The sequence below is a fragment of the Ruegeria sp. N7 genome, from assembly GCF_056531345.1.
The window spans coordinates 111,365-120,131 of sequence record NZ_JBQFLR010000011.1; the positions used below are offsets into that span (position 1 = coordinate 111,365).

Below are 8,767 nucleotides of genomic sequence, written 5' to 3' on the forward strand. Positions count from 1 at the left end.
AAACCTCGGTGACAAGCCTAAGCAAACGCGGGCATTCCGAGAGTGATTTTAGCTTGCAATAATATCAATAGCATTCAACTACAGTTTGTAGCTGACCTATGTCAGGTCTGACGAGACAGGGTTTCGAAAGTGGTTGCAAATAAAAGAATAAAACCTACAGCAATCACTAGAGCTGGATACGAGTATCAAGATCTCGTAGGCATTGAAATGCTTATCCGGCATTACCGAGATCCAGAACTGTACGAATGGGTTGAAGTTGAAGCTAATCAACAGAACGCAAAAGCGCTCGATGATGTTGTGGCGCTAAGAAAAGATGGCTCTGTTGAATATGTTCAAGTCAAGTTTACCGTAAACTCTGAAGAATATTTTTTGGACTGGGACTGGTTGCTGAGTAAGAAGGCAAGCGGGACTAGCATGCTCGAAAAGTGGGCTAGGTCCTTTCGCAATGCGAAGACCTATGGACCGATACATAAAGCTCAACTGAAAACAAATCGAATTCCTAGCGATTCCTTTGCAGCTTGTATGGAAAACAACAAGATCCAATTGGACAAGCTAGACGAACAAACGAAAAAGCTTGTTGAAACAGAATGCGGTGGAGCAAACAACGCTTCTGATTTCTTTTCCAGCTTTGAGTTTTCTGCAGCCATGCCGGACTTTGAACACTTTGAAGTCCAGTTGAGAGATCAATTGGTACCATCGGATACTGACCAGGCAGGCTGGTTACTTCTAAAAGATAACGTGACCCGCTGGGCAGTCTTAAAGAACGAACCTTTTCCTGACGGTCGTATTCAACGAGACCACATTGTTCGTCTGATCTCTAAGAAGCGCCCCAAGCCCATTCGTCAAGATTTTATAGTACCACCCGGGTACGCGGTGCCTGATGAAGGGATAGATAGAGAAATTGATTCTCGATTAAAATGTGAAGCCACACCACTAACCATCTTATGGGGGACGCCGGGGCGTGGCAAAAGTACTTTCCTCTCTCACCTGGTCCAAAGGCTCCAAGCCGAAGGTGAAATCGTAGTACGCCACCACTATTTTTTGTCTTCAGAAGAAAACAGCTCTAACCGGGCATCGTTCGTTGATATTGCAGCCTCTCTCATCAATCAACTCGTCAGCAGCTTTCCGCATCACACATCTGGCCTTGAAGACGACCCTGAAAAGCTTCGTGATGGTCTCTGTCAAGTTGCAAGAAGTTTGGGAAGAGAGGGTAAGCGTCTCTACCTGATCGTCGATGGTCTCGACCATGTATACCGAGATTCAAGTCGCATCGATCAATTAGACCACCTGTTCAACGTCATTTTCCCGATTCCAGAACATCTAACCCTTGTTGTGGGGACGCAGAGAGTACCTGACGATCAATTACCTCAGAAACTCCTCGTAAACGCAACCGATGATGACTGGGTCGAAATGCCCAAGATGAACGAGGCAGCAGTTGGGAACTGGTTGAGAAGCCAGAATGATGCACGGCATATCTCGTTGAAGTGGGAAGATCGGAAGGCAGAAGAACTTGATAAGATTGCGAGGGCATTCTTTGAGATTAGCGGTGGCCACCCCCTACACCTTATATACGCATTCGAGGGGCTAATTCGCTCCGGAAAGAAAATTGATGAGGCAGACGTTAGAGCCTTGCCGCCTTGTCCTGATGGCGACATTCGAAACTACTATAGCAGCCTCTGGCTCAGAATATCCCCGCCTGCAAAACAAATTCTACATATGCTGGCGGGCTCCGGCTTCCATTGGCCGGCAAATGGCGTCCGAAAGTGCATGGGAGATTTTCATGAAATTGAGTTTCTACTAGAGCCCCACAACTCCGGGATGAAACCATTTCATGAGAGCATTTTTGCTTGGCTTAGAAGCCGCAATGACCACAAAGAACAGTATCGACTACTTTTGCCCAAGATTGTTGATTGGCTTAAAGATGATGCTCCCGAGTATTGGCGATGGGGTTGGCTTTGGTTGACGCAAGCCGAAAATGGTGATCCGTCTGATCTAGTTCATGGAGCCGATGCTAAGTGGGCTGCAGGTTCTTTGGCTAAAGGTTGGCCAGAGCGACAGATAGCGAATATTTTTTCGGTGGCCGAACGATATACTTTTGAAGCAGGTGACCTATCTGCGACAATTCGACTTCGCTCAATAAAGACCAGGGTTCTCAATGCTCGTAAATATCAGTCACTAGATTTCGGGAAGTTTCTTAGCTCAGCACTCGCAATTTCAGAGAACCATCAGCAGGCACTAAATCTACTTGACGATCTACCACTTCTGTCTTCAGACGAAATTGTGGCCCTAGCACGATATGGCCCAAATTCGATCCAAGTCGACGTGCGGGAGGCCTGTCGCATCGAACTTGCGAGGAGAATCAACACTTGGATAGAACTACGTCACCGAACAGGTGATGACTTCATTACGCTGACGCATCGTTACCTAGAAGTTGCGGCTCTATTCGGAAAATCCGAGGCACCAAATGTTCTTAGTTTCTTGAAAAGCTTTAAGAAACCAGGAGCACTACTTCGATACTACGTCAATGAGCTAAGTAAACTCCATGATCTTGAAGCACTAGTTGAGGTTGCTGGTTCTTTCAAAAAGGGAAGGCGCCGAAAGCTTAGGATCGCAATAGATCGCAAAATTCTTCGATCGGCACTTTTTTTGGGTGCTGAGCCGAGGGAGTTCATGGGTTTGCATCATAGTGGAACGTCGGCTGATATAGGCTTTTGGTTCTTAAAAAACGGCATCGATTTAGAGCAAGAAGTTGACGTTACTTCGATACCTGTGGATTTGATGCGTGAGCGTATAAATGCTTCAGAAAATGACGATTTAGCGGATTTTTTTCATCAGTCTTTTTTTGTGGCACTTAACTTTGGCTTACAAGTTGGGACTGCCATTAGTCTTGTCTACCCGCCTCATAGGCGCGGGAACTTAGGGTTCATCGATGATGCCCTAGACTGCATAGAGAAGTTGGCTTCAGACCTAATTGCGGGCAACCTGCCGTGGGAGTTTTCTTCTGCGTTTATTTCCTCGGCAGAAGTACCTGAGGTGCGTTTTTCTGGGCAGAGCGAAACTAGGTATGCTCATTATCTCGGGTTTCGTAAAGCCCTTTGGCGAATTGCCTTTGATACGCACCTCTTTGGCCTGACAAACAAGACTGCTTCCCACATCACGCAAAGTGAGTTCGAAATTGCTCGTGCATCAGTACATTGGAACGATGACATTTGGCTGGAAAAAAACGCTGGAGTAATTGATCCAAGTATTGATGCAGCTGCGGCCAAAACTTTGCTTTTGGATCTAACCGACGAGCTTTCGGATACCGTCACCGAATTCCACGAACGTGCTGACACTTGGACCAACTTAGCACTTTTCTCTTACCTAAACCAAGTTGGTGATCCGCTTGCACTCCTAAGGAGGGCAGCATCTTGTTTGTTAGCGTATGGTTATCGAAAAGACATGAGCATCTTCGACATTCTGGATTGCATCAAATACGTTCATGAGGCTGATGAAACAAAGGCACGTCTTTGGATCAAGAAAGTAGCTCCGATCGTCTCACAAATCACAGAGTTTACGGACGGTGACGAAACTCGACATGCGCGAAGCGAGATGATTTCGGTAATAGCAAAAACATGCCCTTACTGGCTTCAGTCTTTGCATGCCTATCACCTCTCAGTCGATGAGTGGTATCTCGCTGACGAATGCCTAAAACAGTTCGTAAATGTCATGAGTCTGAAAGATTCAGGAGCAGCGGCTCTATGCGGTACACTTATTGACCCGTATCAACTAAGTGCTTTAGAAAAGCGGATCGATTGCGAACCTACAGCCAAACGCCTTCTCGAAAAACAGGTTGAGTTCCTTGGCGGTCGCCCTCTGCAGAGAGAACGCGGCTATAACACACCGGATTCACCACTGAACGATCGCGAAAAAACCAAACTTGAACAAGACCCTTGTAAGTTCAAGGCAACAGACTTCACCGGCCTTGTATCATCAATTTCAGGTCATGAGTTTCCTTTCCAGCATCGAAAAGACCACTTGGTTCGTTGGCTCCGCCATTGGCAATCTGAAAAGAAAGCTCGCATAGCGCTGAAGTCAATTTGGGAAGCTCTAGAGGATCCCAATTTTTCGTCGGTCGCGGATGAAGTTCTGGATGAGGCATTTCAAGTGAGCTTGACTTCCGAGGGCAAGAAAGCGGCATATAAGTGGCTGGTAGTTGCCCATATTTATCGCCACGGGTGGGCAAGTTACTGGACCTCCAGCGAAGAAGTTGAGCATCGGCTACGTAGTGCTGCAGAAACATACCCCAATGATTGGTTTAAATTTGTCCGTGATAGTTCGACCCCAAATCCCCGCTACGCCAATGCAGGAACCAGCTTTTCAGTGGGTACGAAGCGACTTGTTCGGTTTCTAATTTTCGTAAGACAAACTGAAGCCGCAATCTCTATAGTAGAAAGCCTGATTGATGATCTGGTACTCCAGACACAGGATCAGCCAATACCGGAGCTAACATGGCTGAATTAGCCTCACAGGCATTAGAAACATTTTCGTTTCTAACGCAGCGACTAAATTGGCCTGTACCTATGGTCAGATGGAGAGCAGGGCGCGAAATCCGGGATTTGTTAGAAGATGAAGCTACTCGAGACGAGATGACAAGTTCTCTCTTTAAAGCCCTAGGTACCTGTAGAACAGAGTCAGAAGTTTGCTCAATCTTGAACTTGTTCCTTCTAACGGACAGACAATCTCGCCCTGAAAGGGCCGTGCTAATAAAGCACATAAAGTACCCATCAATCTTGGCTGATTTCTTACTTGAGCGGATGTATGGCTGGGGAAAAGGAATTGGCCAATGGTTAGGGGCGCACTCAGGGCAGGTGCCCAACGATTTTACTCCAAGTTCATATTTCGAAGAACACAAAACCGCACACTTACCACCAATTTTCTGGCATAACTTACAGGAGCTTGAACAGCACACGGGCATACCCTTTGTTCGGCAATGGGCATTTGAGTGGCAGAATTTGTGCGAAAGAACTGGGATCCGTTTTACGAGATATCCAGACTACTTTGATGATACTTTGGAACGACGAGCAGGGATCGTCGGACAGTATCAGCAGGGTCAGACGGAAGTTTTTCGCTCTGCGCACATCCGTACATTTTCTTTAGCCGTAAGTAGTTGGGGGATGCCTCAAGAGCGAGCGCTAGATGAGCTCCTAGAACATATTCCTGCAATTTCGGGCTTATTTGACCTCGACCCCACAACGAGGCCAAATTGGCTCGGAAGCTTCCCCGATACTTGCCTAGCTGATCTTTCAAATCTAGAGGGCAAAATAGGAAAGTTTGTGGGCACACAACGGAAAGCTCAAAATCGGGTTCTTTCATTTACCAGCCCTTACGGGATTGACCGTGTTCGCCACGGACACGTGGAATTCAGCGCCTTTCTCGCAACAGATGATTTTGACATTGGAGGTTTAGGCAGCCTATTCGAACCCGACAGGTATTGTGACGCACGAAAAGAGTTGACAGTCGAGGTCGAATGGCCGGAGAGGCCACTTGACAGATCGTACTTAAGTGGTCGTTCAGGTCGTGCAGTGCCGATATGCAACGGTCTTCTTCCCGTTCCCCATGGACACTGGATGGGTCACTATTTCAGTACTGGAATTCCTACTTTGGCGAGCTACTGCCTGCCTGGCTCAAAGCGTTTGCGAGTTCGGAATGGCTCGCTCGAATTGTTGGTTGACGACGCCTTGGTGTCGGCAACATCTGTCTGGCATGACACGTGGACCCCGCACTATGCACAAGGCGGTGGAAACACTCGAAACGGTGTCTCTGTTAGGGCTTCTTCTGATGTTTTGGAGACAATACTAGAAAATCGACCCGATGGCCTGAAACTCGGCTGGTTGTTGAACGCCAAAATTTGGGATCGTGATGGCGGCCTTGACGATTACAAACTAAAGCAACACCATGCGTTTGTGTTTGACGATGACATATAAACAATCGTCAAATACTATAGTGACAGCCAGTTTTGACCTTGCCCGTTCATCTAATGCGCATTTGATGGCAAGATCCACAAAGGTGTCCGCAATTTTTTTTCTCTATTGTATATTTCTAAAACACTAAATTTAATATGGCATTTTTTTATTTGGACGACAGCAAGCACCACCGGTTCGACTTTTCCCTAGCTGCGTTTGCAATATGTGAGGCTGATCCCACTGAAGAGCTTCATACTATATTTGACGAGTTCGGGTACGACCCCTCCACTTTTGAATTCAAGTCGTCTGCCAGGATGAAAGGCGACGACCGACTTCGGAGCCTTCGGTCTGTTCTCAAAAATTACATTCGCAGGAACTGCAAAGTGGCTATTTGCGTCGTGAACGGTGACAAAAACCTAGGACCGGCCGCATTGCGACTCCTTCAGATGGCAATAACCCACCCCAAACTAAGAAATTGCGATCATCAAGTATACTTTGATGAAGGGCTGTTTTCCTCAGCAGACTCGGCTGAGGCTTTAATCAAAAATATGCAAGGCCTCGAAAGCTGCAGCTTCTTCTTTGAACAAGACTCTCAGAAAATCCCAGGGATTCAGCTTGCAGATTTAGTCGCTCACACCTGTGGAACAATGCTCTTAGATGCTCTGGGTCAAGTCACAAAGAAGGTATTGGTGAACAGCCCCGGCGACAATCTATATCACAACATGGAGATTGAACTCGGGTTCGAGATGTGGGCGGACATACGCTACGCATTCCTCTGTCGGAACAAGTTGAGTCCCAAAGATGACTTCGAACTCGCAACGCCCGATGTTTTTCCATGGGGGCTGTTTGTTGACGATAGTGTCGACACGCAGATCGCGACCGCTGCGATGGAGCGCTTTGGTGAAGTCTATCTCGGCTGCATTCATTAGAGTAATGCTGGCTCAAAAGCGATGACCGCATTGTCCCAGTGTTCGTATGCTATTGATATTTTTTGCTATCGTTTTCGAAGGCCAGCACCTTCGCAAATTCTTGTTGGCAGAGATTGGTTTCGAGCGCTGTGCAACCAGCGGCTCTCTCAGACAGTCGGCACAATGATCTTCTCAGGCACCATATGGGCGTATCTTGCGACACCACCCAGAATTGAATCCTTCGTGTGTAACGAACCGCGAACATCGCTGAAGGGGTGTTATGTGAAGCGATCTCTGGTTGAGTGGATTACGCCCGAGGGAACGACTCTGGGTGGCTGACAAGCCTATTCGGAATCACGGCGCGAGCCCTTTTTGCCTACTATTTGACAGCCAATGGTTCCCACAGATAAGTTCGCATTGAAAGGCATTGAGGTTCGCGGATGTCACCGTCATCTTCCCTCATCGTCGCTAGACAACCCGTTACCTTTTGGTAGCGGGTTTTTTCCCGTTTAAGAGGGACGTAAAAAACGAGAGGCAAATCCTTGTCAAAAACAAGAGGAACTTTGGAGACTCCGCAGCGTTGTGATACTGACCTGCTTTCCTACTTGTCACCCCACATATCGTCCAGATAAGCCTTGATGTCGAAATTAGGATCAACTTCACCGATCTCGTCCGCACGCTGCATAATGTACTTTAGTCGTTCCAACAGGGTGTCGCCTTTTTCGAGTGCGTACAAGCGATCAAGCAGTTCCTGGCGAAGCGACTCGTCTCGACGGCCAGTGTCGCTCAATTCCGCCAGTTTCCTCACAATGTCTTTAACTTCAGCCGTTGCTGTTTTTGGCATGCTTCAAGCCTCTCAGGGTCGAACTTTCCCAAAAGTCAGAGCGCAGCTCTACGAAAAAAGCCGCGCAGCACCTGTATTTTGAATCAATAATCCTTAGCTGGCCAAAGGTTTCGACATCATTTGCAGTAAACAGCACTCAAATACGTTCGATTTGCAGCCATGTCAAAAGTCATTTTAACAAGCAAAATTAATAGGTTGCGCGCTTTGTTGCGGTCAATAAACTCAAGATCACATTTCATTTTTTTGTTTTATTCTTAGACGATCAGCCGCAGTCTTCCAGTTGATTCCAGCATCGCTTGCCGCTCGATTTACGGATGATGTTTCCCGCAACACTTGCTCTAACCGCTCAATATCAACCCCACGCCGATGGTTGCCTCGTTTTATCGGCACTCCAACTTCAGAAAGCCATTTTGACAACGTCTCGGGTTTCGGACCGTGCTTCATCGAAAGTGAATTCAGGCTTTTATCGCCCAAAAATTCCATCTCCAGCTCTCCCAAGAAACCCACACCATTAGCTTCTAGGACCTTTTTTGCCGTCTTGAAGCTCAAGAGGTATCGCTGAGCAAAAGCCCGAAGGTTCGGCTCGCTCTGGTATGCAGCCTGAATCTCGTCGGATTTAACGAAACGCACAACAATCCCGTCAACCGTTCTGACTCCAAGTGCAAGAGCCCGCCCGTGATGAAGAACATACGAGACACCTACTGGAAACAACATTCCAAAAGCCAAAGCGGGGGGTAAAACGAAAACAATTTCCTAAAGCCTTTTTTGTTCGTTGACGTAAAGAATCGCGACCAGTTACTCCTCAAAAAACCACAATGTAACTAATTTGACGAGGACGTATGAGCGTTGATCGGCAGGCCCACGAACTGTTGAAATACAGGCTTCGATCTGTTGGCAGTTCCTTGGCCGACGTCGCGGATAGCCTCGGAATTTCTAAGTCCACGGTGACAGTTGTCTGCCAGGGTCTCCGTCGATCGCATTGGACGTGTCGCGGTTTGCTGCCGCTCCTTTGATAGCATTTATTGCAGCAAAGGAGACGAACTATGGGACTGAAACGGACGGACGAATTT

The 8,767-nt window shown here is 47.4% G+C and carries 5 protein-coding genes; 3 read left to right on the forward strand and 2 right to left on the reverse strand.

Annotation, left to right across the window (positions count from 1 at the left end; translation table 11 throughout):
• The first annotated feature begins 129 nt into the window (after positions 1–129).
• The 3 genes from ACR0ES_RS13580 (at position 130) to ACR0ES_RS13590 (ending at position 6,874) form a co-directional block, all read left to right on the forward strand.
• Positions 130–4,503: a P-loop domain-containing protein gene (locus ACR0ES_RS13580; protein ID WP_480870992.1), complete on the forward strand. Its 4,374-nt coding sequence runs from the start codon at positions 130–132 to the stop codon at positions 4,501–4,503.
• Positions 4,491–5,966 (forward strand): hypothetical protein, encoded by a 1,476-nt coding sequence (locus tag ACR0ES_RS13585; RefSeq protein ID WP_480870994.1) that lies wholly within the window; start codon positions 4,491–4,493, stop codon positions 5,964–5,966. The genes ACR0ES_RS13580 and ACR0ES_RS13585 overlap by 13 nt, the downstream gene beginning before the upstream one ends.
• A gap of 134 nt (positions 5,967–6,100) precedes the next feature.
• On the forward strand, positions 6,101–6,874 hold the full coding sequence (locus tag ACR0ES_RS13590) for a DUF3800 domain-containing protein (RefSeq protein WP_480870996.1): 774 nt from the start codon (positions 6,101–6,103) through the stop codon (positions 6,872–6,874).
• Between the two features lie 580 nt (positions 6,875–7,454).
• On the opposite strand, the gene ACR0ES_RS13595 is transcribed toward ACR0ES_RS13590, so the two are convergent.
• Both ACR0ES_RS13595 and ACR0ES_RS13600 read right to left on the reverse strand, forming a co-directional pair.
• Positions 7,455–7,697, reverse strand: coding sequence for a hypothetical protein (locus ACR0ES_RS13595; protein ID WP_480870998.1), 243 nt, complete (start codon positions 7,695–7,697; stop codon positions 7,455–7,457).
• Between the two features lie 228 nt (positions 7,698–7,925).
• Positions 7,926–8,327, reverse strand: coding sequence for a hypothetical protein (locus tag ACR0ES_RS13600; protein WP_480871000.1), 402 nt, complete (start codon positions 8,325–8,327; stop codon positions 7,926–7,928).
• Positions 8,328–8,767: the final 440 nt, after the last annotated feature.